21 protein-coding genes are annotated in these 24,398 nt (G+C 73.8%); 11 read left to right on the top strand and 10 right to left on the bottom strand.

The window, feature by feature from the left end; genetic code table 11:
- Positions 1-37 precede the first annotated feature (37 nt).
- From PV796_RS05355 to PV796_RS05365, 3 genes are read left to right on the top strand one after another with little or no spacing between them, the layout of a single operon-like run.
- On the top strand, positions 38-889 hold the full coding sequence (locus PV796_RS05355; protein ID WP_274911748.1) for an enoyl-CoA hydratase: 852 nt from the start codon (positions 38-40) through the stop codon (positions 887-889).
- Complete coding sequence (locus PV796_RS05360) at positions 889-2,061, top strand: acyl-CoA dehydrogenase family protein (RefSeq protein ID WP_274911749.1); 1,173 nt, start codon at positions 889-891, stop codon at positions 2,059-2,061. Before PV796_RS05355 ends, PV796_RS05360 begins: the two co-directional genes overlap by 1 nt.
- 58 nt (positions 2,062-2,119) lie before the next feature.
- Entirely contained in the window at positions 2,120-3,124 is a 1,005-nt protein-coding gene (locus tag PV796_RS05365; RefSeq protein WP_274911750.1) for an acyl-CoA dehydrogenase family protein, read from the top strand.
- A gap of 139 nt (positions 3,125-3,263) precedes the next feature.
- On the opposite strand, the gene PV796_RS05370 is transcribed toward PV796_RS05365, so the two are convergent.
- Entirely contained in the window at positions 3,264-3,908 is a 645-nt protein-coding gene (locus tag PV796_RS05370) for a PadR family transcriptional regulator (protein WP_274911751.1), read from the bottom strand.
- Between the two features lie 140 nt (positions 3,909-4,048).
- Here PV796_RS05370 and PV796_RS05375 point away from each other — a divergent pair, with 140 nt between their 5' ends.
- The 6 genes from PV796_RS05375 (at position 4,049) to PV796_RS05400 (ending at position 11,424) form a co-directional block, all read left to right on the top strand.
- Positions 4,049-5,176 (top strand): LLM class flavin-dependent oxidoreductase, encoded by a 1,128-nt coding sequence (locus PV796_RS05375; protein ID WP_274911752.1) that lies wholly within the window; start codon positions 4,049-4,051, stop codon positions 5,174-5,176.
- Complete coding sequence (locus PV796_RS05380) at positions 5,173-5,925, top strand: alpha/beta hydrolase (RefSeq protein ID WP_274911753.1); 753 nt, start codon at positions 5,173-5,175, stop codon at positions 5,923-5,925. The genes PV796_RS05375 and PV796_RS05380 overlap by 4 nt, the downstream gene beginning before the upstream one ends.
- Before the next feature lie 141 nt (positions 5,926-6,066).
- Positions 6,067-6,360, top strand: a complete 294-nt coding sequence (locus PV796_RS05385) for a hypothetical protein (RefSeq protein ID WP_274911754.1) — start codon at positions 6,067-6,069, stop codon at positions 6,358-6,360.
- Between the two features lie 380 nt (positions 6,361-6,740).
- Positions 6,741-8,516, top strand: a complete 1,776-nt coding sequence (locus tag PV796_RS05390) for a M4 family metallopeptidase (protein ID WP_274911755.1) — start codon at positions 6,741-6,743, stop codon at positions 8,514-8,516.
- Between the two features lie 88 nt (positions 8,517-8,604).
- On the top strand, positions 8,605-9,882 hold the full coding sequence (locus PV796_RS05395; RefSeq protein WP_274911756.1) for an MFS transporter: 1,278 nt from the start codon (positions 8,605-8,607) through the stop codon (positions 9,880-9,882).
- 138 nt (positions 9,883-10,020) lie between these two features.
- The gene (locus tag PV796_RS05400; RefSeq protein WP_274911757.1) at positions 10,021-11,424 is read left to right on the top strand and encodes an 8-oxoguanine deaminase; all 1,404 of its coding nucleotides are present in this window, start codon (positions 10,021-10,023) and stop codon (positions 11,422-11,424) included.
- A 46-nt stretch (positions 11,425-11,470) separates the two neighbouring features.
- On the opposite strand, the gene PV796_RS05405 is transcribed toward PV796_RS05400, so the two are convergent.
- Together PV796_RS05405 and PV796_RS05410 are read right to left on the bottom strand one after the other, a co-directional pair.
- The gene (locus PV796_RS05405; RefSeq protein WP_274911758.1) at positions 11,471-12,532 is read right to left on the bottom strand and encodes an isopenicillin N synthase family dioxygenase; all 1,062 of its coding nucleotides are present in this window, start codon (positions 12,530-12,532) and stop codon (positions 11,471-11,473) included.
- 198 nt (positions 12,533-12,730) lie between these two features.
- Positions 12,731-13,411, bottom strand: a complete 681-nt coding sequence (locus PV796_RS05410) for a TIGR03086 family metal-binding protein (RefSeq protein ID WP_274911759.1) — start codon at positions 13,409-13,411, stop codon at positions 12,731-12,733.
- A 52-nt stretch (positions 13,412-13,463) separates the two neighbouring features.
- On the opposite strand from PV796_RS05410, the gene PV796_RS05415 reads away from it, so the two are divergent.
- A complete protein-coding gene (locus tag PV796_RS05415) occupies positions 13,464-13,958 on the top strand; it encodes a MarR family winged helix-turn-helix transcriptional regulator (RefSeq protein WP_274911760.1) in 495 nt (164 codons plus the stop codon).
- A 119-nt stretch (positions 13,959-14,077) separates the two neighbouring features.
- Here the strand turns inward: PV796_RS05415 and PV796_RS05420 are convergent, their stop codons facing one another.
- From PV796_RS05420 to PV796_RS05445, 6 genes are all read right to left on the bottom strand, one after another.
- A complete protein-coding gene (locus tag PV796_RS05420; RefSeq protein WP_274911761.1) occupies positions 14,078-14,296 on the bottom strand; it encodes a hypothetical protein in 219 nt (72 codons plus the stop codon).
- A 149-nt stretch (positions 14,297-14,445) separates the two neighbouring features.
- Positions 14,446-15,792, bottom strand: a complete 1,347-nt coding sequence (locus PV796_RS05425; protein WP_274911762.1) for an MFS transporter — start codon at positions 15,790-15,792, stop codon at positions 14,446-14,448.
- A complete protein-coding gene (gene pdxA / locus PV796_RS05430; protein WP_274911763.1) occupies positions 15,789-16,859 on the bottom strand; it encodes a 4-hydroxythreonine-4-phosphate dehydrogenase PdxA in 1,071 nt (356 codons plus the stop codon). Before pdxA ends, PV796_RS05425 begins: the two co-directional genes overlap by 4 nt.
- The gene (locus tag PV796_RS05435) at positions 16,856-18,160 is read right to left on the bottom strand and encodes a four-carbon acid sugar kinase family protein (protein ID WP_274911764.1); all 1,305 of its coding nucleotides are present in this window, start codon (positions 18,158-18,160) and stop codon (positions 16,856-16,858) included. The genes pdxA and PV796_RS05435 overlap by 4 nt, the downstream gene beginning before the upstream one ends.
- Before the next feature lie 119 nt (positions 18,161-18,279).
- The gene (locus PV796_RS05440) at positions 18,280-19,140 is read right to left on the bottom strand and encodes a DeoR/GlpR family DNA-binding transcription regulator (RefSeq protein WP_274911765.1); all 861 of its coding nucleotides are present in this window, start codon (positions 19,138-19,140) and stop codon (positions 18,280-18,282) included.
- A 109-nt stretch (positions 19,141-19,249) separates the two neighbouring features.
- The gene (locus PV796_RS05445) at positions 19,250-21,985 is read right to left on the bottom strand and encodes a SpoIIE family protein phosphatase (protein ID WP_274911766.1); all 2,736 of its coding nucleotides are present in this window, start codon (positions 21,983-21,985) and stop codon (positions 19,250-19,252) included.
- A gap of 327 nt (positions 21,986-22,312) precedes the next feature.
- Between PV796_RS05445 and PV796_RS05450 the strand changes: the two genes are divergently transcribed.
- Entirely contained in the window at positions 22,313-22,657 is a 345-nt protein-coding gene (locus tag PV796_RS05450; protein ID WP_274911767.1) for a hypothetical protein, read from the top strand.
- Positions 22,658-22,667: 10 nt separating this feature from the next.
- Here the strand turns inward: PV796_RS05450 and PV796_RS05455 are convergent, their stop codons facing one another.
- Positions 22,668-24,113 carry an APC family permease gene (locus PV796_RS05455; protein ID WP_446750561.1) on the bottom strand — a complete coding sequence of 482 codons (1,446 nt, stop codon included), beginning with the start codon at positions 24,111-24,113 and terminating at the stop codon, positions 22,668-22,670.
- Positions 24,114-24,398: the final 285 nt, after the last annotated feature.

Raw genomic sequence — 24,398 nt, forward strand, 5'->3', positions numbered from 1 at the left:
TTAACCTACCAAACACTTGTTAGGGAAGGAGTCGCCGATGACCGCCGGCGAAGAGACGCCCGTGGTGCGCTACGCCCGGCAAGGCCCGGTCGCCACCGTCACGATGAACCGCCCGGACTACCGCAACGCCCAGAATTCCGCGCTGACTTACGCCCTCGACCGCGCCTTCTACCGCGCCGCGGACGACGACGCGGTCAAGGTCGTGGTGCTGGCCGGCGAGGGCCGGCACTTCTCCGCCGGCCACGACATCGGCAGCCCCGGCCGGGACGCCCACCTCCCCTTCGACCGCACGGCCGGGCTGTGGTGGGACCACTCGGACAAGGCCGGCGCGGAGAGCCGCTACGCGCGCGAGTCCGAGGTCTACCTCGGAATGTGCCGCCGCTGGCGGGAGTTGCCCAAGCCGGTGATCGCCGCGGTCCAAGGGGCGTGCGTGGCGGGCGGGTTGATGCTCGCCTGGATCTGCGATCTGATCGTCGCCGCCGACGACGCCTTCTTCGCCGACCCGGTCGTCCGGATGGGCATCCCCGGCGTGGAGTACTTCGCCCACCCGTGGGTGATGCCCCCGCGGATCGCCAAGGAGTTCCTCTACACCGGCGACCGGATGTCGGCGCAACGGGCGTACGAACTGGGCATGGTCAACCGCGTCGTCCCGCGCGCCGAACTGGCCGCCCGCACCCGGGAGTTGGCGGAGCGGATCGCCGAGATGCCGCGGATGGGACTGGCGCTGACCAAGCGCGCGGTCAACCAGGCCGAGGACCTCCAGGGCCTGCACCCCGGACTGGACTCGGTCTTCGGGCTGCACCACCTCGCGCACGCGCACAACGCCGAGACCGCCCGGGACCCGCTCGGCGGGATGGACATCGCGAAGATGAAGGAGGCCGGTTCCTGATGGACCTGGACGCAAGCGACGCCGACGCCGCGTTCCGGGCCGAGGCCCGTGCCTGGCTCGCCGCGCACGTCCCCGCGACGCCGCTGCCGTCCCTGGAGACCCGCGAGGGCTTCGCCGCGCACCGTGCCTGGGAGGCCCAACTCGCCGCCGACCGCTGGTCGGTGGTCTCCTGGCCGGCCCGGTACGGCGGCCGGGACGCCACCCTCTTCCAGTGGCTGGCCTTCGAGGAGGAGTACTACGCCGCGGGCGCCCCCGGCCGGGTCAGCCAGAACGGCATCAACCTGCTCGCCCCCACCCTCTTCGAGCACGGCACCCCGGACCAACGCGCCCGCGTCCTCGGACCGATGGCGACCGGCGAGGCCATCTGGGCCCAGGCATGGTCCGAGCCCGAGGCCGGCTCGGACCTGGCCGCCCTGCGGTCCACCGCCGTCCGCACCGACGGCGGCTGGCTGCTGCGCGGCCAGAAGACCTGGTCGTCCCGGGCCGCCTTCGCCGACCGCGCGTTCGGCCTGTTCCGCAGCGAACCGGGCGCCCCGCGCCCGCACCAGGGCCTGACGTATCTGATGTTCCCGCTGGACGCACCGGAGGCGACGGTGCGTCCGATCGGCCGGCTGGACGGCAAACCGGCCTTCGCCGAGCTCTTCCTCGACGACGTCTTCGTCCCGGACGAGGACGTCATCGGCGAGCCGGGCCAGGGCTGGCGGGTGGCGATGAGCACCGCCGGCAACGAGCGCGGGCTGACCCTGCGCAGCCCCGGCCGCTTCACCGCGGCCGCCGACCGGCTCACCGCGCTGTGGCGGGAGAGCGCCGACCCCACCGACACCGCGCTCCGCGACCGGGTCGCCGACGCGGTGATCGGCGCCCGCGCCTATCAGCTCTTCACCTACGTCAACGCCTCCCGCATCGCCGCCGGGGGCACGTTGGGCGCGGAATCCAGCCTCAACAAGGTCTTCTGGTCGGAGCTGGACCTCGCCCTCCACGAGACCGCTCTGGACCTGCTCGGCCCGTACGGCGCCCTCGCCGACGACGCCGACGACGCGCCCGCGCACGGCAGTTGGGCCGAGGGCTACACCTTCTCCCTCGCCGGCCCCCTCTACGCCGGCACCAACGAGATCCAGCGCAACATCATCGCCGAGCGGCTGCTCGGCCTGCCGAAGGAGGCCAGGGCATGAGCATGCGCACGCGCCGGGACGGGGCGCCCCGGGCCGGCCTTGCGGGAGGGCGCCGCCGATGCGCTTCCTGCTGACCGACGAGCAGCGGGAGTTCGGCCGCACCCTGGACTCCCTGTTGGGGGCGGCCGACACCCCGGCCGCCGCCCGCGCCTGGGCCGCCGGCGAGCACAAGCCCGGCCGCGGTCTGTGGGCCAGGCTCGCCGAGACCGGGGTGTTCGCCCTCGCGGTTCCGGAGGAGCGCGGCGGCATGGGCCCGCTGCCCCTCGAACTCGTCGTCGCCTTCGTCGAGTTGGGCCGGCACGTGGTTCCCGGCCCGCTGGTGGAGACCGTTGCGGCGGCGGCCTTTCTGCACCGGTTGGGCGACGGCGCCGCGGCCGGTGACTGGCTGCCGCGGATCGCCGCCGGGGACGCGGTGGTCGGGCTGTGCGCGGACGGCGAGCCGTTTGCGCTGGACGCGGATGCCGCCGATACCGTGCTGGTCGTCCGGGGCGATACGGTCTGTCGGACCCAGGCCCGCGGGCCGGTGCAGCCCGGACTCGATCCGACCCGGCGGCTCGCGCGGCCGCTGGGCGGCACCGTGCTCGCCCGGGGCCCCGCGGTCACCGAGGCCGCCCGGCACGCGACCGACCTCGCGCGGCTGCTCACCGCAGCCCAGGCGGTCGGGGTGGGGCGGGCGCTGCTGGCCCGAACCGTTGAATACGTGTGCCAGCGCACCCAGTTCGGGCGGCCGATCGGGTCCTTCCAGGCGGTCAAGCACCGGCTGGCGGATGCGTTGATGGGGGTGGAGTTCGCCGAGCCGTTGGTGCACGCGGGGGCGTTGGCGTTGGCCAATGAGGCGGCATCGGCCGGGGCGGGCGGCCTGTCGGCCGGGGCGGAAGTGGCCGCGGCGAAGGTGGCGGCCGGCGAAGCGGGCTATGCCGCGGCGCGCGCCGCCCTCCAGTTGCACGGCGCGGTCGGCTATACCGATGAGCCGGATCTTTCGCTGTGGATTCGGAAGGCGCGGCCGTTGCGGGATGCGTGGGGTGGTCCCGGTGCGTGTCGGGCGCGGGTGCTCACCGGTTAGCCGCACGATGTCGGCTTTCCCACCGTGGGGTTGCTGATGACGCCTCCGGCGTAGGGGTGTTGGGCGCGGTGACGGGCCGCCGGCGATATGCCGCCGCCCTGACGCTCCCCGAACGGCGGTGCGCGGCCGGCCCGTTGCTCTACTTCCGGCGCGCCTGCGAGCGCCGGGGCCCCTCGTCGTCGGCGTCGTCCGCGGCCGCCAGCTCGTCGAGGTCGGCCAACATCGCGTCGGCCAGGTCGCGTTCGGAGGCGTAGAAGCGCTCGGACCACTTCAGGACGAGCGCGGGGTAGGCCCATGCCGCGTCGGAGCGGGCGCCCTCGGCGTCGACCTCGGCGCGCCGGCGCATCGTCTCGGCGTACTCGCGGTGCCGGCCCAGCACGTCGCGCATCTGGTCGGCCTCCAACAGGTGCCCCAGCCACAGCCGCAGCATCACCCCGTGCTTGAGGACCGGCGGCTCCACCGGCGCCTCGCGCGCCCACCGCCGGACCGCCGCCATGCCGTCGTCGGTGATGACGTACACCCGCTTGTCGCGGTTGCCGGTCTCCTGGGCGACCATCCGGGAGCTGACGTAGCCCACCTTCTCCAGGCGCTTGAGCTCGCCGTAGATCTGGCTGAACGACGGGCTCCAGTAGAAGGAGCGCAGCGACCAGTCCGACCACTTCTTGAGGTCGTAACCGGACAACTCCTCGCCGAACGAGAGGAGTCCGAGCACCGCCCAACTGGTCGCCGGCAGCGCCGGGCGCTCCACGTCGTCCCCTGCCCCGTGCGCCTTCTTCTCCGTCACGCTCCGCAGTCTACGGCCTCGCGGGCCGGGCCTGACGGGACGCCATCGGGCCCCTTCCTCCTCCCCTTCTGCTCCTGCTAGACATATTCCGATTAGAAATCTTCTGCTCTCCCTCACCCCCCGAACGAGGAGGCAGTTCCGTGAAGTTCTCGATGATCTTCGAGGCGCAGCTCGCCGATCCCACGCCCGAACGGGAGCGCCGGGTCATCCACGACTGCGTCGAACAGGCCGTCCACGCCGAGGAGATGGGCTTCGACCGCATCTGGGCGGTGGAGCACCACTCGCTCACCCAGTACGCGCACATGAGCGCCTCGGAGATCTTCCTGACCTGGGTCGCCGCCCGGACGTCCCGGATCCGGATCGGCCACGGCGTGGTCACCCTGCCGTTCGGCTACCAGCACCCGGTCCGGGTCGCCGAACGGGCCGCGATGCTCGACGTGCTCTCCGGCGGCCGGGTGAACCTCGGCGCCGGACGGGGCGCCACCACGCAGGAGATGGCGATGTTCGGGGTCCGCCCCGAGGACACCTATCCGCAGATGGAGGAGGCGCTGCGGATCGTCAGCAATGCCTGGCGGAACGAGACCTTCGAGTGGCACGGCTCCCTCGACATCGGCCCCGGCGCGGTCCTCCCGCGGCCCGTACAGGCCCCGCACCCACCGCTGTTCATGGCGTGCAGCAAGCACGACACCCTCAGGCTGGCCGCCGAACTGGGCGTCGGAGCCCTGGTGTTGGGGTTCGCCGGCGCCGACGACGTGCGCACCATGCGCGAGGTCTACGACGAGGCGATCGCCGTCCGCACCGGCGAGCGCTTCGTCTCCGACGCGGCCAACGACCACTTCTCCGTGCTCTGCCCGACCGTGGTGCTCGACGACGGCGCCGCCGCGCACCGCATCGGCACCCGCGGCCAGCGGTTCTTCGCCGAGGCGATCGCCCACTGGTACGGCAACGGCCCGGCGCCCACCGTCCACGACGAGCACGACGACCACGTGGCCGCGCTGGCGCAGGGCCGCGAGGAGTTGGTCGCCAAGCTGCACGAGGCCAGCATCCCGGCCCGCCCCGTCGACACCGGCACTTACCACGCCCGGCACGCCTACGGCACCGCCGAGGACGCCGTCGCCTACGTCGAGCAGTTGCGGGAGATCGGGGTGGACGAGGTGATGTGCCTGATCCAGATGGGCGCCGTGCCGCAGGAGGTGTGCCTGGAGACCATCCGGCACTGGGGCGAGCGCGTCATCCCGCACTTCCGGGCCCTTCAGGCGCGGGCATGACCGCCGACGGGGTGCGGCTGGACGGCAGGGTCGCGGTCATCACCGGAGCCGGGCGCGGGCAGGGCGCGGCCGAGGCCCGGTTGTTCGTGGCGTCGGGCGGCCGGGTGGTGCTCGGCGCGGTGGTGGTCTCGGTGGACTACCGCCGGGCCCCGGAGCACCGCTTCCCGGCCGCCGCCGAGGACGCCTACGCGGCGACCCGGTGGGCGGTCGGGCACGCCGCCGAACTGGGCTGCGACGCGGCCCGGGTGGCGGTCGCCGGCGACTCCAGCGGCGGCAACCTGGCCGCCGCGGTCGCCCTGATGACCCGGGACCGCACCGGCCCGCCGCTCGCCGCCCAGGTGCTGCTCTACCCGGCGCTCGACCACCGGCTGACCGGCCGCTCGGCAGCCGACTACGCCACCGGCTTCTTCCACACCACGGCCCATATGCGCTGGTACTGGGAGCGGTACCTGGGCCCGGAGGGCGACCGGGCGCACCCCTACGCCGCGCCCGGCCGGGCCGCGGACCTGACCGGGCTGCCACCCGCGCTGCTGGTGCTGCCCGAGTGCGATCCGCTGCGGGACGAGGGGCGCGCCTACGGGCGGGCGCTGCGCCGTGCCGGCGTCCCGGCGCGGGTGGACGAATACCCGGGCGCCTTCCACGGTTTCCTCGGCGCGGCCGGCGCGCTGCCGGCCGCGGACGCCGCGCTGGACGCCGTCGCGAAGTGGCTCTTCGGCACCGTGAGTGACGGCGACGTGACGAGCCGGTGAGGGCCGGGTGGCGAGGATGGTGACAGTATGCGGGGGAGCCGTGGCGGCCCGTTGATGCGGTGCGCCACCGCACGTCGAGTGCCAGACTTGAAGCACCGCGCCCGGCTGCCGGCCGGAGCCCATGTGACCGAGGGGAACGACATGACCTGGGCATCTTGGACCACGGTGGGTATCCACGCCCGCCCCGGCGCGGTGCAGACCGAGGAGGTCGGCCCGATGCAGGGCGATCTGACCATCCACACCACGTGGTCGGAGGACGAGGCGCACGTCGCCGTCCAGTACACCGGGTCCTCGGACTGGTACACCATGGTCGGCAGCCCCGTGCCCTGCCACTCCGAGGAGGACAGCCGGGCCTTCCACCAGGCCGTCGTCGAGGCGGTCCGCGGCGGCGAGAAGGCCCAGGCGTCGCTGGAGGAGCTCTTCCGCACCGGCTAGCGGCCCGCGCGGCGCCGCCGCGCACCCCCGATCGCCTTGAGGCCGGGACGGCAACCGCCGTCCCGGCCTCGTGTCGTGCGCCGTTCCGCCGTGCGCCGTTCCGTGGCGCCCGACAACCCCCGCCCCGCGCCGGGCAACCGTGGCGCGACCTCCTGCGTCCCCTCCCCCAGAACACGATTGGTCATCTTCTGACTACCCATAGCTGATCAATTGTCAATTTTTGATTGCTCAGCACGGAAAATTGATCATTTCCCTTTACATGCCCATGGCAGACATATCAGGGTCTGTGCGGGGCCGGACGGTCCCCGCGGTGCGCAACACCACCGCGTGTACGGGCGGTTGGCGCATTCCGCCGCCCACAGCGCAAAGGGAACGAATCTGTGCGTAGACCCCACATACGCAGCCGCCACCTGGCGATAGCCCTGGCCGTCACCACGGCCGCCACCCTCACCGCGGGCGCCGCCGTCGCGGCCCCCGCCACTCCCGCCGCCCCCTCGGCCACCGGCACCCCCTCACTCGTGGACGCGGCCCGCACCGCCGCCTACGCCCACTCCGCGACCACCGGCGTCGACAAGCAGGACACCCTCAAGGCCACCGACACCCTGGTCGACCCCGACGGCCGCCAACACGTGCGGTTCGTCCGCGTCCACCGCGGCATGCCGGTGCTCGGCGGCGACCTGGTCATCCACCTCGGCGCCGACTCCGCCTACCAGGGCGTGACCCGGGCCGCCCGCCATCAGGTCGAACTCCCCTCCGCCGAACCGAAGTTGTCCGGCCGTCAGGCCGCCGCCAAGGCCGCCTCGGTGGCCCAGGGCACCGCCGGCGCGCCCCAACTCGTCGTCGACGCCCGCGGCGGCCGCACCGCGCTCGCCTACCAGGTGCAGGTCGATGACAGCCGCACCGCGGACGGCGGCGGCGCCCGCACCGTCGTCCTCGACGCCGACAGCGGCAAGGTCCTCAGCAACGTCCCGGTCAACGAGCCGTTCCTGTCGCCCTCCGTCCTGCACGAGCTCCGCAAGCGCGGCGAGCGCCCGAACCCCGGCGCCGCGGCGACCACCACCCCGGCCGCCCCCGGCAAGCCCGCGGCCGGCCGCTACCCGGCCCCGGCCACCGGCAGCGGCGCCGCGCTCTTCGTCGGCACGGTCCCGCTGTCCACCACCCAGACCGCCAAGAACGCCTTCGTGCTCAAGGACACCACCCGCGGCAACACCGAGACCCGCGACGCCGGCGGCAAGGCGCTCGACGAGTTCAGCGCGGGCAAGCCCGTCACCAACGGCACCAACCGGTGGGGCAACGGCACCACCGCCGACCGGACCACGGCCGCGGTCGACGCCCAGTACGGCATCACCAGCACCCTGGACTTCTACAAGAAGACCTTCGGCCGCAAGGGCATCAAGAACGACGGCGCCGGCGCGCACGCCCTGGTCCACTACGGCGAGAAGGTCGGCAACGCCTTCTGGTCCCCGGACTGCGGCTGCATGCTCTACGGCGACGGCGACGGCGAGTTGTTCAGCAAGCCGCTGGTCGTCCTGGACGTCACCGGCCACGAGTTGACCCACGGCGTGGTCAACGCCACCGCGAACCTCCAGCCCACCCGCGTCGATGCCGAGGGCCACCAGTTCGGCGAGCCGGGCGCGCTCAACGAGTCGCTCGCCGACATCTTCGGCACCGCGGTCGAGTTCGCCACGAACAACCCCAACAACCCGCCGAACTACCTGATGGGCGAGAAGCTGGGCCTGGCCCAGAAGTTCCTGCGCCGCCTGGACAAGCCGTCGCTGGACAAGCTCGAAGGCACCGTCGACTACTGGTCGAAGGACACCTACGACACCGAGGTGCACGCCGGCTCCGGCGTCTCCTCGCACGCCTTCTACCTGCTGGCCGAGGGCAGCGGCAAGAAGACCATCGGCAAGGTCGCCTACGACTCCCCCACCTACGACGGCGCCAAGGTCACCGGCATCGGCCGGGACAAGGCGACGGCGATCTTCTACCGGGCGCTCACCCGCTACATGGTCTCCACGACCGACTTCCACGGCGCCCGGACCGCCACCCTCCAGGCCGCCAAGGACCTCTACGGCGCGGGCAGCACCGCGTACAAGACGGTCGACCGTGCCTGGGCCGCCGTCAACGTCACCGCCGCCAACACCCCCAAGCGGTGACCCGACGCTGAGCCGACCGGACCGGTGTCCCCGCCACGCGCGGGGCCGCCCCGGTCCGACCCGGCCGGGGCGCGGGTACGTTGACGTCATGACCCTGCGCACCGGCCGGGGCCGCCGGCCCGGCAGCTCCGCCGCGGCGGCCGTCTTCGCGATCGGCATGGCGGGGACGACCCTGCCCACCCCGCTCTACGGGCTCTACCGCCAACAGCTCGGCTTCTCCGAGCTGATGGTGACCGTGGTCTTCGCCACCTACGCCCTCGGCGTGATCGCCGTGCTCTTCGGCGCCGGCAACCTCTCCGACACCACCGGCCGGCGCCCGGTGCTATACGCCGCGCTGGGCCTGTCGGCGGCGAGCGCCCTGTGCTTCCTCTTCGAGGGCGGGCTGCCGCTGCTGCTGCTCGGCCGGGTGCTGTCCGGCTTCGCCGCCGGGCTGTTCAGCGGCGCCGCCACCGCCGCCGTCCTCGAACTGGCCCGCCCCGGCCGGGAGTCCGCGGCCGGCTTCGCCGCCACCGCCGCCAACATGGGCGGCCTGGGCTGCGGCCCGCTGCTGTCCGGGCTGCTCGCCCAGTACGCGCCCCGGCCACTGGCCCTGCCCTTCCTCGCCCACCTGCTCCTGCTGGCCGTCGCCACCGTGGTGACCCGGCTGCTTCCGGAGACCGTCGCGCACCCGCACCGGCCCCGCTCGCTGCGCCCCCAGGGGCTGGTGGTGCCGCCGGAGGTCCGCGGGGTGTTCGCGCCGGCCGCGGTCGCCGCGTTCGCCGGCTTCGCCCTGCTGGGGCTGTTCACCGCGATCGCCCCCAGCTTCGTCGCGCAGACCCTCGACGAGCACAACCTCGCGGTCTCCGGGACGGTCGTCTGCACGGTCTTCGTCGGCTCCACCCTCGGCCAGTCGCTGACCGGCCGGATCGGCACCCGCGCCGCACTCCCGGCCGGCTGCCTGGTGCTGGTGCTGGGACTGATCCTGGTCGGCACCTCGCTCGCGCTGGCCTCGCTGCCCGTACTGGTCGTCGGCGCGCTGTGCGGCGGCACCGGGCAGGGCCTGGCCTTCCGCGCCGGGCTCACCGCGGTGAGCGCCGCCGCCCCTCCGGAACACCGCGGCGGTACCCTCTCCGCCTTCTTCCTCGTCGCCTACCTCGGCATCTCCCTGCCGGTGGTGGGCATCGGCGCGCTCTCCCTCCAACTGGGGCTGCGCGGCGCCGGGTTGACCTTCGCGGGCTGCGTCATCGCGGTGGTGGTCGCGGTCGGCGGCTACGTCCTGCGGCGCCCGCTGCCCGCCGCACCCCGGCCCGCGCCGCCCGCCCGCGCCGCGACTGGCTCACGGAGATCCGGGCAGGGCTCCAACGACGGCCCGCCGCCGTCGAGTTGACCCGTCCGGAAGGAGGACCGCCCGTCCGCCGGCCGGCCCGGCGGTGCCGATCCGGTGTCCGCGCAGCACACCGGTACAGGGCCCGCGCGCACCGAGCCCCGTGCCGGTACCTCGGCACACCGCCTCCCAGGAGCCCCCATGCCCGACCACCAACTCACCGTCCAGAAAACCGATTTCACCCCACTCTCCGGCTGCGACCTGCTCGTCCGGGACGCCCGCCTGCTGGTCGTCGACGGCGACACCGAGATCCCCGGCGGCTGGATCGCCCTGCGGAACGGCCGCGTCGCCGCGTACGGCCACGCCGGCACCGAGCCGGAGCGGGCCGCCCGCACGCTCCGTGCCACCGGCCGCCTGGTCACCCCCGGCCTGATCAACACCCATCACCACCTCTACCAGAACCTCACCCGCGCCTACGCCCCCGCCGTCAACGGCACCCTCTTCACCTGGCTCACCACCCTCTACCCCCTGTGGGCGGCGCTCGACGAGGAGGCTGTCCACCTCTCCGCCTACGTCGGCATCGCCGAGCTGCTCATGGGCGGCTGCACCACCTCGATGGACCACCACTACGTCCACCCGCGGCCCCGCCTGATCGACGCCCAGATCCGCACCGCCGCCGACCTCGGCTTCCGCTTCCACGCCACCCGGGGCTCGATGACCCGCTCGACGGAGGACGGCGGCCTGCCGCCCCGCTCCGTCACCCAGACCGCCGACGAGGTGCTGGCGGACAGCGAACGCCTGGTCCGCACCCACCACGACCCGGGCCCGGGCGCACTGACCCGGGTCGCGCTGGCGCCCTGCTCGCCGTTCTCGGTGACCCGCGAACTGATGGCCGCCACCGCCGAGTTGGCCGAGCGCCTGGACGTCCGGCTGCACACCCACCTCGCCGAGGACCCGGACGAGGACGCGTACTGCCTGGAGACCTACGACTGCCGGCCGGTCGAGTACTTCGAGTCCGTCGGCTGGATGACCGACCGCACCTGGGTCGCGCACTGCATCCACCCCAACGGGGCCGAACGCGCCCGGCTGGCCGCGGCGGGCGTCGGGGTGGCGCACTGCCCCAGCTCCAACATGCTGATCGCGGGCGGCACCGCGGCGGTCCAGGAGATGCGCGCCCTCGGCATGCCGGTCGGGCTCGGCTGCGACGGCTCCGCCTCCACCGACCACGCCTCGCTGTGGCTGGAGGCCCGCGGCGCCCTGCTGCTCGGCCGGTACCGCGGCGGCCCGGCGGCGATGACCGCCCGGGACGCGCTGGACATCGCCACCCGCGGCTCGGCCCGCTGCCTGGGCCGGGCCGACGAGCTGGGCCACCTGCGCCCGGGCGCCTGCGGCGACCTCGTCGTCTGGGACACCCCGCAGGTGGCGCTGGCCGGGGCGCTCACCGACCCGGTCGAGGCGTGGCTGCGCTGCGCCCCGTCCCGCGCCTGGTCCACCGTCGTCGGCGGCCGGGTCCTCGTCGACAGCGGTGAGCTTCAACTACCCGGCCTGGTGGAGAAGTTGAGGGAGCACGCCCGGGTCGCCCGGCGGATCCAGGGCCTCGACTGAGCACCCGTCACACCTTCACCGACGCTCCCTCGACCCGAATTGACGCTCACTCACCCCGGGCCGCACGCAGTCGGGCGGCCTCGCGGGGGGAGTTGGCGTTGGGCCTTCCGGCGCGCGAGCCGGCCAGTTTCTCGGCGAGGTGCCGGCCGACCGTCGTGGGCGGGTGGAGCGGCGCGGCGCCGGCGGGGACGCAATGGGGCAGGCAACTGATCTCGGCGTCCCAGTTGCCGTCGTGGAAGAACGCGGCGGAGCGCCGGCGCACCACCCGCCCTCCGGCATCGTTCGGCGGCAGCACCCGGTGCAGGGTGGACAACCACCGGTCGTTGGTCCAACGGGCCAGCAGATCACCGAGGTTGACCAGCAGGCACCCCGGCTCGGGCAGCACGTCGTGCCAGCGCCCAGCGGTGTCCAGGATCTGGAGTCCGGGGACCCGGTCGGCCCACAGCACGGTGACGATGCCGTAGTCGGTGTGGGCACCCATTCCCATCTGGTCACGGTCGACGACGAGTGCGCGCTCGGGGAGCTGGTAGTTGTTCATCCGGAGCACGTCGAGGGAGTGGTCGGTGAACGGCGCGAAGTGGTCCGTCGCCAGCCCCAGGGCGTGCGCGAAGATCCCGGTCAGCCGCCTGGCGAGCCCGCCGGCCTGGGTGCACCACTCCTCCACCGCGGCCCGGAATCCCGGAAGTTGGGGCCAGATGTTGGCCGGATAGTGCGCCTCGGGCAGGTCGAGCCCGGGGAACGCGGCGGCCTCCGCCCCGACGTTGAACGCCTCGAAGAGGTCCTGGGCCGCCGCGGGGACGCCCAGGCTCAGGCTGAGCTGCTCGGTGCGCGGCGGGGTGTAGCCGCGGTTGACGTCCGGCGACGGGGCGCGCAGCGCCTTCTTCGCCGCCATCGGGAGACCGAAGAACGCGTCCAGCGCCGCCGCGAACGTCTGCGCCGCGTCGTCGGGGATGCCGTGCCCCCTGATCTGCATGAATCCGACGGTGCGCGCCGCCCGATCGGCCTCCGCGGCGATGCCGGCCCGGCCGGCGGCGGACCCGTCGGCCCAGGCGGAGATGTCGATGACGGGTACGTCGAGTACGCCGTTGACGGCCGTGGCCCTGCCCATCGCGTGCCTTCCTTCCGTCGCGCCGCTGCCGGCTGCGCGGCGCCCGACCCGGTCCCGCGCGGCGCCCACCCACCCCTATCCGCTTCAACAGTTTGATGAACGCCCTGTTAACGTTCCAGAGAGGAACGAGCCGAAATCAGCCGCCCGTTGACCGAGGCCCGCAGCCCGACTCCCCCGTATGCGGCAACAGTGCGCCGACTACCGGACGTCGGACGTCCTACCCTCCCCGCGTGACGCGTTCCCCACCGGCGCCCGCCAGTCCGGCGCCCGCCCCAACATCGCGAGGATCCGGTCCAGCGCCCCGGCTTCCCCGCTCACCGGCAGGCCGGGCCGGAAGGCGGCCCCGTCGGCGAGCCGGTTCTCGGCGTCCGGCACGGCGCGGGCGAGCGGCAGGGCCGCGCCGAGGAGTTCGGGGTCAGGGTCGTAGGGCAGCTCCAGGGTGCGCGCCAGATCCCACCCGTGGACGACGTGGTCGATCAAATGGAAGCCGATCGCCCGCACGGCCGGAAAGGTCTGCTCACCGGTGAACTCCGGGAGTGTGCAGGGGCGTTCGGGGTCGTCCAGCGCCGCGAACGCCGCGATGACGTCCTCCGCCGCGCGCCGGTACTCGCCCGCCGCCACCGCGACGTCCTCACCGGGCAGCCGGACCGCCCAGTGCTTCAGCTCCCGCCCGCTCCCCCGCGCCGCGGCGGCGAACCCCCGGTGCTGGGCCGTCAGATGACCGAGCAACGCCGCCAGGTCCCACCCCGCGCACGGCGTCGGCCGGGACAGGTCCCCCGGGGCCAACCGATCCACCAGCGCCACACTGTCGCGCACCGCCCGGGCGCTGAGCCCCCGCAGGCGGTCCAGTTCCGCGTCCCGTTCGCTATTCATATGCATGCGCTTACGATGCGCGCGAGCACATCATCTGTCAAGGGGTATTTTCCTGTGCATGCCCGAGCACACCGACCCCGCGGACACCCCGACCACCGGACGGGCCGGCGCCCGCCCCGATCTGGCCGCGATGCTCGTCCCGTTGAGCCGCGCCCTGGTGGACGCCGAGCGTCCGGTGCTGGACGCGCACGGCCTGACCATGTGGGCCTACTCGGTGTTGCTGCGCCTCGACGCGACCCCGATCCGCACCCAGGCCGCCCTCGCCGAGGCCATCCGGGCCGACAAGACCCGGATCATCCCGGTCCTGGACGACCTGGAATCCCGCGGCCTGATCCGCCGCCGCCCCGACCCCGCCGACCGTCGGGTCCGACTCGTCTCCCTCACCCCCGAGGGGCGCCGCCTACGAGACGCCGTCCAGGCCGACATCCAACGCGGCGAGGAACGCCTGCTCGCCGGCCTCCCGGCGGCCGACCGGAAGGGCTTCGTCCGCGGCCTGTTGGCGCTGCACGCGCTCCCCGAAATCCCCCCGCACCAGCCGTCGTCCGACGCCTGAGCGCGCGGCCGGCGATCCGGCGCCCCAGACGACGGATGCCGGCCGGGCCACCCGCAGGTGGTTCCCGACCGGCATCCGCTGTTGCTGTGTCCGATGACGTCGCGCAGGAGCTATGCCGCTCACTTCAGGCCGTGGTGCCCCTTGCCGTGCTCGAAGCCGCCCTTGTGGGCACCCTCGTGGAAGACCGGGTTGCCATCGATGACGGCCGCGTCAAACGAGTATCCGGCGAACCAGCCCTTGTGATGGTGGTGCTTCCCACCGGCGAGGGCGGCACTCGCCCCACCCAGGACGATGGTGGCGGCCAGGGCGCTGGCTGCGATCGCGGCGCGGATGCGCATGTCTGCTCCTCAGGAGTAACGAGGGGGGATATCGACCTTTTCAGGAATCACCCTGGCGAAAGCCGTTAAAACCTGCATTGCCACCAATCGCGTGAGCCGCCCCCGAGACCACCGCACCCCACCCCCGTCCGCACCGAACCTTCGCTCCGTCACCTCTCCTCGGATGGCGCGGAGTTGAGGGTCGGCGCGGGGGTCTCCGGGGCGCGCCCCGGAGGCAAGGACGACGCCGGTCGCAACCCGAGCGTCACCAGAATGACCGCAACGGCCAGGAATGCGGCGAGCACCGCGAAGCCGGTCAGGCTGCTCCCGGTGAGGTCGGTGAGCCAGCCCACCAGGTACGGGCCGGCGAAGCCGCCGAGGTTGCCGAGCGCGTTGATCAGGCCCATCGCCACCGCCACCACCTCGAAGCGGAGGAGTTGGCCGGGGATCGCCCAGAAGGGGCCGTAGGGCGCGTAGACCGCGGCGGCGGTGAGGCAGAGCAGCACCATGCGCGGCAGCGCACCGTGCACCGCCTGCCCCAGGAGGAGGGTGACGATGCCCACGACCAGGGGCAGGGCGACCGCCTGCCGCCGGCGGCCGGTGCGGTCGGACCAGGCCGCGTTGGCGATCATCACGGCCAGGGCGACGGCGAAGGGGATCGCGGTCAGCAGCCCGACCTCGGTGGCCGAGCCGTCGTGGGTGAGCTCCTTGATGACGGCCGGCAGCCACAGGCTGAAGCCGTAGAAGCCGGTGATCCAGAAGAAGTAGACGCCGATCAGGACCAGCACGGAGCGCTGGCGGACCGCGCCGAGGTAAGAGCCGCCGCCCGCAGGGGGTTTGGCGGCCTCGTCGGCGGCGAGCGCGCGCTCCAGGTGGGTGGCCTCCGCGCGGGAGATCCAACGGGCCCGCGCGGGACGGTCGGCGACCGCGAACCACCAGACCACCGCCCACAGCAGCGGCGGCACCCCTTGCAGGACGAGCACCCAGCGCCAACTCGCGTGGTCCAGCATCCAGCCGGACAGCGGCGCCATCAGCACCGACGACAGCGGCAGGCAGGCCATCCACAGGGCGTTGGCGCGGGCCCGCTCGCGCAGCGGGAACCACGAGGCGAGGAGGATCAGCACGGCCGGCCAGACGCCGCCCTCGAAGAAGCCCAGCACGAACCGCGCGGCGTAGAACTGGGCCCGGGTCTGCACCAGTCCGGAGAGCATCGCGGACAGGCCCCAGGCGACCATGAGGATCAGGACGGTCTTCCGGGCGCTCCACCGCTGGGCGAGCACCGCCGCCGGGATCTGCAGGAAGACGTAGCCGACGAAGAAGATGCCGCCGGCCAGACCCTTGTCGGCGTTGGAGAGGTCCAGGTCGCCGTGCAGGTACGGGAGGACGACGGAGACGTTGTTCCGGTCCAGGTACGCCAGCATGTACATGAGGGCGGCGACCGGGATGACATAGACCCAGCGCTTGGCCGGGGGCGCGGCGCCGCCCGTGGCGTCGCCGGCCCGGGGAGCGTCGGTCATCGGGCGGCTGCCGTCCCGTAGGCGGCGCGGATCCGGTCCGTGTGGCGGCTGAGGTCGGCGGCGGCGCGGAAGGCGGCCGTCATGGTCGCGTGCGAGGCCCGCCCACTGCCGGCGAGGTCGAAGGCGGTGCCGTGGTCCACGGACGTCCGCAGGATCGGCAGGCCGACGGTGACGGACACCGTGCCGGCGAAGTCCACGGTCTTGGCGGGGATGTGGCCCTGGTCGTGGAAGTGCGACAGCACCCCGTCGAAGCGGCCTTCGAGGCCCTGGTGGAAGACCGAGTCGGCGGGGACCGGCCCGGTCACGTCCAGGCCCTCGGCCGCCGCCCGGGCCACCGCCGGGCCGAGCACGGTGACCTCCTCGTCGCCGAAGTGCCCGCCCTCGCCGCCGTGCGGATTGACGGCGGCGACCGCGAGCCGGGGCCGGTCGTGGCCGAAGACCCGCAGCGCGGTGACCGCGTGCCGGATGCTCGCGCCGACCCGTTCCTCGGTGAGCTGGTCCAGGGCCTTGCGGAGCGCGAGGTGGCGGGTGGTGAAGAAGATCTTCAGGCCGCGGACCACGAACATGGTGTCCACCCGGGCGGCGCCGGTCAGTTCGCCGAGCATCTCGGTGTGTCCCAGGTGCCGCGAACCGGCCGCCCAGATGGCCTCCTTGTTGATCGGGGCGGTGACGACGGCGTCCACCTCGCCGGCCAGCGCGGCCCGGGTCGCCGCCTCGATCGCGGCCACGGCGGAGCGGCCGGCGACCGCGTCGACCCGCCCCCAGGGCAGGTCCGCGGGGGCGATGCCCAGGTCCAGCACGTCGATGGTGCCGGGCTCGAACCGCGCCTCGCCGGGCGCGCCGACCGGGTTGACCCGGACGTCGAGCCCACAGACCTCGACGGCGCGGCGCAGCACGGCGGCGTCGCCGACCGCCAGCCCGCGCCCGAGCCCGGCGCTCGCCGGATCGGCGAGGGTGCGCGCGGTGATCTCCGGACCGATGCCGACCGGATCGCCCAACGTGACGGCGAGTAGGGGACGTTGACGGTCCTTCGGCTCCTGACGGTCCGCCGTGTCTGCTGTGGTCATCTGTCGCCTTTCCGGGGTGGGCGCGCGGGGGGCGCGGTGCGGGTGCCGGCCGCGCGGAGGTGTTCCAGGCAGTCGCGGGCCGCGTCCGGCCCGCCGATCAGCCCGCCCTTCGTGGCGAAGGGCAGTCCGTCGTGGGCGCCGCCGACCAGGTGTCCGGCGACGGCCAGCGGCAGCACCTCGCGGTCGATGGCGAAGCCGTCGGCGCCCAGCGCGGCGGTGACCGCGGCGGCGACATCGCCGCCCGAGGCGTAGAGTCCGCCGGGGCGCAGCTCGGCCACCGCGCGCCGGGCGACCTCGGCCAGGCAGCGCAGCAGGCCCGCGGCGCTCTCCGGATCGGGTGCCGCCTTTGCCGAACTGCGGTCAGTGGACAGCACGTTGACACCGAGAACGGTCGCGCCCTCCGCGGCCGCTGCGCGCAACCCGACCAACGCCCGCCCGGCGTCGGGGTGTTCCGGATCGAGTCCGACCCATCGCACGTCAAGAGTCGCCTCGGCACGGGCGAGTTGGTCGCGGGTGCGGTCGGTGACGCTGCCGACGACGGCGAGCACCCGCACCGGGGCCGCCGCGGGGCGGATGCCGAGCGCGTCGGCGAGGGCGGCGCCGAACGGCCCGGAGTCCAGGGCGAGCCAGCGGATGCCGTCCGCGGTGGCGAGGGACGCGGCGGCCCGGGCGACCGTCCCCAGGTGGGCGTTCTCGGTGGCGTCGCAGACCACCACCTCGGCCCGGCTCGCCCGGAGCGCCGCGGCCACCGCGTCGGTACCGCGCTCCACGACATCCAACGGCAGCTCGTCCAGGGTGCGTCGGCTCTGCCCGCCGAGGATGGCGGTGACCCGGGAGTGCCGTACCGGGTCGAAGGGGTCGCGGGCCACCGCCGTGCGGGTCAGCGGCACCCCGTCGACGAGGTGCAGCCCGCCGACCGTGGTGCGGCCGGCGTCCGGGAAGGCGGGGACGGCCAGGGTGCGCAGCGTCGCGGTGGGGGTGCGGGTCGCCAACGCGTCGGCGACCGCGTCGAGTTCACTGCCGGGGTTACCGCGCAGCGTGGTGTCCACCCGCTTGACGACCAGGGCCGGCTCCTCGGCGGCGCAGGCGCGCTCGACGGCGGCCCGGACGGCGGCGTAGGCGCGGGCGGCGGGCCAGTGCCGGGAGGCGGTGTTGACGACGAGGACGTCCACCAGCGGGGCGTAGTGGGCCGCCCGGGCGGGGTCGCCGACGGTGACGGCCCGCAGTCCGCGCCGGGCGTAGCGGGCGCCGGTGGCGTTGCTGCCGGTCAGGTCGTCGCCGATCACGAGTACCTGGGCCATGGGCTCCCCTCCCGCCGCCAGCACCACAATGACCGGACCGCGCGGACGAGTTGCGCGATACACGCACCGAGGGTGGCGGCGGCCAGGAGGACCTGTCAAGGGGCGTGCGCCGCCGAGGGCTACGGCTCCCGGTGGTCGGGCCGCTGCGCCGCATCCGGGCGCCCCGCGGCGTCCGGCCGCTCCGCGCACGACAGCACCCGCCAGCCCGCGGCCTCGTACGCCGCCAGCCGCCGCTCGCCCCCCGCACCGTCGCCGCCGTCCCGATCTCCCCCCGCCCCCGAGATCAGTCCCGTCCCCTGCGGCATCTCCGCCCAGTACGGGAACCCTCCTCCCCCGCCCAGCTTGGAGCCGTCGGCGAGCACCCAGGCGGCCCGCGCGCACTGCGCCATGGTCTCCTTCAGCGCCGCCTGTTCGGCGTCCGGGCAGTTGACCCCGCGCCGCGGGTCCAGGCCGTCCACGCCGAGGAAGGCGAGGTCCGGGGTGAGCCGGCGGAGCGCCTGGTCGGTGCGGATGCCCAGCAGCGACTCGTTGGGCCGCCGCAGCCGGCCGCCGAGCACCACCACCTCCACCTCCGCGTCGGCCAACTCCACCAGTGTGGACAGCCCGTTGGTGACGACGGTGAGGTCGCCGCGGGCGCGCAGCTCGTGCGCCAGCCGGGCCGCCGTGGTGCCCGCGTCCAACAGGACCACGTCGCCGCTGCGGACCAGGCCGGCGGCCGCCCGGGCGATGGCGGCCTTCTCGGTGCGGTGCTCCCGGGCCTTGTCGTGCCAGGACCGCTCGACGGCCCGGTGGTCGAGCGCGCCGCCGTACGTCCGGGTGATCCGGCCGCCCTCGGCGAGCGCCGCCAGGTCGCGGCGGACGGTGGACAGCGAGACCCCGAAGGCGGCGGCGAGGTCGTGCACGCTGCCGTCGCCCGCGCCGAGCAACTCCACCATCCGCTCCCGCCGGCGCCGGGTGGCCGGACGCTCCCCACCGGTCATGTGACTGCGCCCCTCCCCGCCCGAAGGCCGACGCTCCCCAACTGGCCTCCCTACGCGCCGAGTTGCGCGCACCGCGCAACTGGAGGTTAGCAGCCGCCCCGCCCGCCGGTCAGTGCCCGGGGTCGCCGGTCGCCACCGGGACCCGGGCCGGGTCCGGCAGCGCCTGCTCGGTCCAGATCACCTTGCCGTCGCCGGTGTAACGGGTGCCCCACCGCTCGGCGAGCTGCGCGATCAGGAACAGCCCCCGGCCGCCCTCGTCGGTGGTGGCGGCGTACCGCAGGTGCGGCGAGGTGCTGCTGCGGTCGGCCACCTCGCAGACCAGCGAACGGTCGTGGATCAGCCGGACGCGGATCGGGCCGCTGGCGTACCGGATGGCGTTGGTGACCAGCTCGCTGAGGATCAGCTCGGTGGTGAACGCCTCGTCGTCCAGCCCCCATTCGGCCAGTTTGCGGACCGCGGCGGCGCGGACCTGGGCGACCGCGGACGGGTCGGCGGGGACGTCCCAGTCGGCGATCCGGGCCGCGTCCAGCCGCCGGGTGCGGGCGATCAGCAGGGCGATGTCGTCGGCCGGGCGATCCGGCAGCAGCGCGCCGAGCGCCGCCTCGCACATCGCCTGCGGGGTGCGGCCGGGGCCGGAGCCGAGGGTGCGGCGCAGCAGTGCCATGCCCGCGTCGATGTCGCGGCCGCGGTCCTCGACCAGCCCGTCGGTGTAGAGCACCAGGCCGCTGCCCTCCGGAAGGTCCAACCGGCAGGTGTCGAAGGGCATTCCGCCGAGCCCGAGCGGCGGGCCGCCGGGCACCTCCAGGAACTCCGCGCCGCCGTCCGGCCGCACCAGCAGCGGTTGGACGTGCCCGGCACGGGCCATCGTGCAGACGCCGGCGGTCGGGTCGTAGATGGCGTAGAGGCAGGTGGCACCGGTGATCGGGGACTTGGGGCCCTCGCCGGTCCCGTCCGTGCCCTCGTCCTGGTCGATGCGGGTCACCAACTCGTTGAGGTGCCACAGGAGTTCGTCGGGCGGGACGTCGAGGTTGGCGAAGTTGTGGACGGCGGTGCGCAGCCGACCCATGGTGGCGGCGGCGTGCAGGCCGTGGCCGACGACGTCGCCGACGACCAGGGCGACCCGGGCGCCGGGCAGCGGGATGATGTCGAACCAGTCGCCGCCGACGCCACCCAGCCCGCCGAGCCCGGCCTGCGCCGGCAGATAGCGGAACGCGGCGTCCACGGCGCTCTGTTCGGGCAGCGCGCGGGGCAACAGGCTGCGCTGGAGGGTGACCGCCATGGTGTGCTCGCGGGTGTAGCGGCGGGCGTTGTCGATGCTCACCGCGGCGCGGGCGACCAGCTCCTCGGCCAGCGAGAGGTCCTCCTCGTCGAACGGCTCGGGGGTGCGTGAGCGCCAGAACAGCGCCGCGCCCAGGATGACGCCGCGGGCCCGCAGCGGGACCGCGATCAGCGAGTGGATGCCGTGCGCGACGATCCGCCGGGCCCGCTCGGGGTCCTGCCGCTGCCAGCCGGAGACCTCCGAGAAGGCGGCCAGGTCGGGCTCCAGGACCGGCTCGCCGACCGGCAGCCGGACCCCGAGCGCGGTGGTCGGCGCGAACCGGACGGGCTCGCCGACCGGGTAGAGCGACCCGTCGGGCACCTCGCCGCCGACGGCCGTGCGGCGCATCGCCACGGCCGGCCCGGCGGCCCCCGGCTCCTCGCCCTTGAGGACGGACTCGGCCAGGTCGACGGTGACGATGTCGCCGAACCGCGCGGCGCCGAACCGGGCCAACTCCTCGCAGGTGCGCACCACGTCGAGGGTGGTACCGATCTCGGTGCCGGCGTCGTAGAGCAGCCGCAGCCGGCCGCGGGCGAGGTCGGCGCGGCCGGTCAGGGCCCGCAGTTCGGTGGTGTCGCGCAGGGTGGTGACGCTGCTGGGCAGGCCGCCGGCGTCGCCGGTGGAGCGCTGGTTGACCGCGAGCAGCCGGTCGCCGACCGGGTGCACCTCGTCGGTGACGACCCGGCCGGACTCCAACAGCGCCGCGGTGGCCGGGTCCAGGCCCAGCTCGGCGACCTGGCGGCCCTCCACGTCGGGCGGGAGGTCGAGCAGCCGCCGGGCCTCGTCGTTGGCGAGCACCAGCCGCCCGTCGCCGCGGACGATGAGCACGCCCTCGCGGACCGCGTGCAGCACCGCGTCGTGGTGCTCGTACATGCGGGTCATCTCCTGCGGCCCCAACCCGTGGGTCTGGCGCCGCAGCCGCCGGCTGACCAGGGCGGTGCCGCCGGTGGTGAGCAGCAGCACGCCGGCCGCGGAGCCGAACAGCAGCGGGAACTGGTCGTCGGCGACGCCGCTCACCTTGCTGAGGGTGACGCCCGCGGAGACCAGGCCGACGACCTTGCCGTCGTGTCCGACGACGGGCACCACGGCCTGCACGAGCGGCCCGATGGTGCCGGTGGTCTCCTCGGTGACCACATGGCCGGCCAGCGCGGGCCCGAGCGTGCCGACGAACTTCTTGCCGATGCGGTTGGTCATCGGGTGGGTGTAGCGGATGCCGTGGGTGTTCATCACTACCAGGAAGTCCACGTCGGAGCCCTTGCGGACGGTCTCGGCGCGGGGCTGGAGGACGGCGGTGGGGTCGGGGCTCTTGAGGGCCGCTTCCATGCCGGGGGCGTTCGCGAAGCCCTGGGCCACCGCGACCGAGCGGTTCCGGGCCTCCCGTTCGGAGTCGGTCCCGGACTGCAGCACCAGGGCCGCGATGGCAGCGGCGACGAGCAGGACCACGATCGCCACCTGCAGGAGAAAGACCTGGCCAGCGACAGTTCGCATCCTCAGAACCGAACGCGGGCGGCCGTAGCGTCCGGCCATGTCCTCTTTCTACACCTCCCCCCTACGGTGGGCGAGCCGCTGCCGCGCAGCGCAGCGACCCGGAGAACCTGCGCACACCAGCGTCAGTAAAACCTCTCGGTAGGTTTTCCCTCTACGGGCGTGCGCTCCCCTGTCGGGTATGTGTAACTCTTCCCACAGGCCCGGACGGTTGCGCACCGGCCGACGATCTGCGGGGCAGTCCCGGCGCCGCGGACAATGCGCCAGGTCAGCGGGGATTACTCGGGAGTCGGGCCGGGCGCGGGGACGTCCGGCGGGCGCCGGGGGCCGCTCCAAGGGCCGCGGGGCGCGTATGAGACGTTCGTGGGCATGCATGTTGCAGCAGAGGAGATCCGTGCCCGGGCGGCCGAGCTCATCGACCACCATGCGCGCGGAGCGTGGCGGCCGAACGACGCCGACCAGCGGACCGCCGTCGCGCTGTTCCGCCATCTGGAGACGGGGCTGCCGCTCAGCGGCGAGCAGATCCGCTCCGCCCTCGCGCCCCCGGAGCCCGCGGCGCCGGTGAGCGCGGAACTGCTGGCGCTGCTGCGGGACACCGCCGGTCTGCTGGACGACACGGGCGTGGCCGACGGCCCCGCCGGGCGGGACGCCGTCGACCACGTGTGCCTGCTGTTGGACGCGCTCGCGCTGGCGCGACCGGGCGCCGGCCGCTGAGGGCGGGCGGTCAGGTCCGGGCCGGCTCGGCGGCCGCGGCCAGTTCGTCCTCGGGGACCGAGATGACCCAGTGGCTTTCTTGCCGTGGGCGGAGGTAGAGCGCCCAGTAGAGGGCGGCCACCGCGATCAGCCCGCCGGTGATCAGCAGGCTGCTGACGCTCTGCTGGCACAGCACCCAGACCAGGACGAGGACGAGCAGCGCGGGGACCACCGGCCACAGCGGCATCCGCCAGGCGAGCCGGTGTTTGTGGTCGCCGCGGCGGGAGACCAGGGCGCCCAGCGCGACGAAGACGTACATGCCGGCGACGGCGACGCCGGTCACCTCGTTGAGGGTGTCGAGGGTGGCGAAGCACAGCGCGGCGCCGGGGACGCCGACCGCGAGGGTGGCCGCCCAGGGGGAGCCGAAGCGCTTGCCGACGTGCGAGAAGATCCGGTTGACCGGGTTCGGCCAGGCGCCGTCGCGGGCCGAGGAGAAGACCACCCGGGAGTTCTGGATCACCATCACGATGGCCGCGTTGATGATGGCCAGGGCGATGCAGAGGCTGACGAAGGTGCCGACGGCGGAGTTGCTCCAGCCCTGCACCATGCCGGCGACGTCACCGGCGGCGAGCGTCTTGAGGTCGGGGGCGCCGAGGGTGATGGCGACGACCGGGACGAGGACGACGGCGGCGCCGATGGCGAGCGTCCACAGCACGGTGCGGGAGACGTTGCGCCGCGGGTTCTCCATCTCCTCGGCCAGGTACACCGCGGTGGAGAAGCCCTGGAGGATGAAGAGCGCGGTGGCGAGCCCGGCCACGATCAGCCCACCGGTGACCGCGGTGCTGGTGCCGTGTCCGGCGTCCATGACGGGGTGGACGAGGGTGGCCGCGGACCGCTGGCTGTGGCTGAAGCCGAGGAACGCCACGACGGCCGCGGCGATCACCTCAAGTACCAGGAAGATGCCGGTGATCCAGGCGTTGGCGCGCAGGTCGAGCAGGCCCATGGCGGTCGCCAGCAGCATCACCGCGGAGGCGGTCGTCTGCTTGTCCAGGTGGACGACGGGGGCGAGGTAGTCGGCGGTCCCCAGCGCGATGATCGGCGGCACGATCATGACGACGATCAGCGAGAGCACGAAGACCAGCCAGCCCGCGAGCCGCCCCATCAGGGTGCCGACCATGGCGTACTCGCCGCCGGAACTCGGTATGAGGGTGCCGAGTTCGGAGTAGGCGAAGGCGACGCCCACGCACAGCACCGCCGCGATGGCAATGGTCAGTGCCGTGCCGGTGCCCAGGGTGGCGAACGAGTCCGGGACGATGACGAAGAGCGAGGACGCGGGGGTCAGACAGGACAGGGTGAGCAGGGTGCCGCCGACCACACCGATCGACCGGGTGAGTTTGGGGCCGTCCGTAGATGTCGCGGTCCGGGCCTTCGGTGCCGGGGCGGCGGTGGCAACTGGCCTGGTGGGCATATCGGTCATCCGGGTCCCATCGGTGCTGGCGGGCAGGGAGCGGGCGGCACGCGGGGAAGGTGCCGGTGAGCGGTCGCACCAGATGCACTGCGGGGGCCGCTTCGGTGACCGGAATACAACCCCCGCAGGACCCTCCCGTCAAGAGTTCATTAAGGCTTGATGGCAACGAAATCCGCAGCCAACAGCACCACAAACTCGCTTATCCACGCCACAAAGTCGCCATCCACGCGGATTCCGTGGACGATTGACGCACTGCGGATTCTTCGGCGGACGGCCCCACTACTTTCGCCGCCG

The sequence above is a fragment of the Streptomyces sp. WZ-12 genome, from assembly GCF_028898845.1.
Lineage (GTDB): Bacteria > Actinomycetota > Actinomycetes > Streptomycetales > Streptomycetaceae > Streptomyces.